Raw genomic sequence first — 1,643 nt, forward strand, 5'->3', positions numbered from 1 at the left:
CGATTCGTAGTATCGATAAGCAGGTTCCTGGTGGTTTGGGAATCATGTTAGACGATGTATTGGCGGCTATTCCTGCCTGGTTGTTAATGCAATTACTTGCCTGGGGATTTGCAAAATGAATGAAAACCATAAGGAATTAATCAGTATGAGTTTGACTGTTGGTATAGTGCTGCTGGCGCTCTTTATCATTCATCGCTTTATTCCGTCTATGATTTGGGCAGCCATTATTGTCATAGCGACCTATCCTTTATATCGTCGTTGGCGGGAATTTTTTGCTAACCATGATAATCTGGCCGCTTTGTTGTTTACTATTATATTGAGCTTGATATTTATATTACCTTTAAGTTGGCTAGTTAGTATTTTGGTAAAAGAATTACAAATATTTATCAATTATTTACAGATGATAAATCGCGAAGGGGGGCAAGCTCCGGAATTCATAAAACAAATTCCAATGATAGGCAATGAGCTGGTCACTTATTGGGATGCTAATATTAGTAAACCAGGCAATGTCAGATCGTTTTATCCAATCTTCATCTGCCCCTAACATCTGCCAGTTATTATATTAAGCAAGTAGGTGTTAATCTGGCTCACCGCGGTTTTCAGCTAGGGTTTACTCTATTAACGTTATTTTTCTTTTATCGCGATGGCGATAAATTATTTCAACAAATCAATCACATTGGTGAGTTTTGTTTGGGAGCTCGTTGGTTTCGCTATGCTGACCGCTTACCCTCAGCCTTAAGAGCGACAGTCAATGGTACCATTGTGGTAGGTTTAGGTGTTGGTGTGTTAATGGGTTTTTGTTATTTTTTAGTTGATTTCCCTGCTCCAACCTTAACTGGTTTTATAACAGCATTTGCTGCTATGATTCCCTTTGTTGTGCCCTTAGTGTTTGTCGCTGTTGCTTTGATTTTATTGTCCTATGGCAGCATGATAGGCGCTATTGTAGTCGTGGCGTGGGGCACCATCGTGATGTTTGTTGCTGATCATTTTGTGAAGCCGGTTTTGATTGGTGGCGCGATCCAACTACCTTTCCTTGCTGTTTTGTTTGGTATTTTAGGTGGTGTCGAAACCTTGGGGTTGCTTGGTTTATTTGTTGGACCGATCATTATGGTGCTGTTTGTGACGCTTTGGGAAGAACCACAAGGCTTTGTAAAGTTGGTAATAAATGAGTAAAAATAGTTCAATATATTGAAAAAATATTCAATTTATGGCATGATAAAATTCAGATTGAGGACTTGTAATTTAATTATTTGACCCAATTTGTTCTGCAGTAAAGTTTTTCAAATGACCCGCAGTCATGAAGTTAGGGGATATTTATGAACAAAAATTGGCCAACAAGGGAGAAAGATATTCATGCTGCTCAACGTATCATGGAGGAGTATGCGAATGAGCAGAATAGTGATTCGTTAGGATTATTCGAATTGGTTGTCAATCAGGAAGAAAAGCGGATGGATTTTCGTTTGTCCTCTTGGGTTTTAACGCTGGCAGAACATTTCAAATCGCTCTATGGAGCCAGTCAAGGCGATTTTGTGACTCGCCAAGTGATTAGTTATTGCATCACGAAAGGTGAAACCTTACATTAATCACCGCAGCACTTGCCTTGTACAAGTAATCGTTTGACCACAAGGCAACAGCGCTATTAA

2 protein-coding genes and 1 pseudogene are annotated in these 1,643 nt (G+C 39.4%); all 3 read left to right on the forward strand.

The features are described from left to right. A partial coding sequence (locus tag BN58_RS33395; RefSeq protein ID WP_040916290.1) for a phosphatidylglycerophosphatase A occupies positions 1 to 119 on the forward strand: 119 nt, incomplete at its 5' end. Continuing rightward, positions 116 to 1,173 (forward strand): annotated as a pseudogene (locus BN58_RS36900) (AI-2E family transporter). The gene BN58_RS33395 and the pseudogene BN58_RS36900, both read left to right, overlap by 4 nt. Positions 1,174 to 1,316: 143 nt before the next feature. Further along, positions 1,317 to 1,583 carry a hypothetical protein gene (locus tag BN58_RS08050; protein WP_019216389.1) on the forward strand — a complete coding sequence of 89 codons (267 nt, stop codon included), beginning with the start codon at positions 1,317 to 1,319 and terminating at the stop codon, positions 1,581 to 1,583. Positions 1,584 to 1,643: the final 60 nt, after the last annotated feature.

The organism is Legionella tunisiensis, assembly GCF_000308315.1.
In the GTDB taxonomy this organism is placed as follows: Bacteria; Pseudomonadota; Gammaproteobacteria; order Legionellales; family Legionellaceae; genus Tatlockia; species Tatlockia tunisiensis.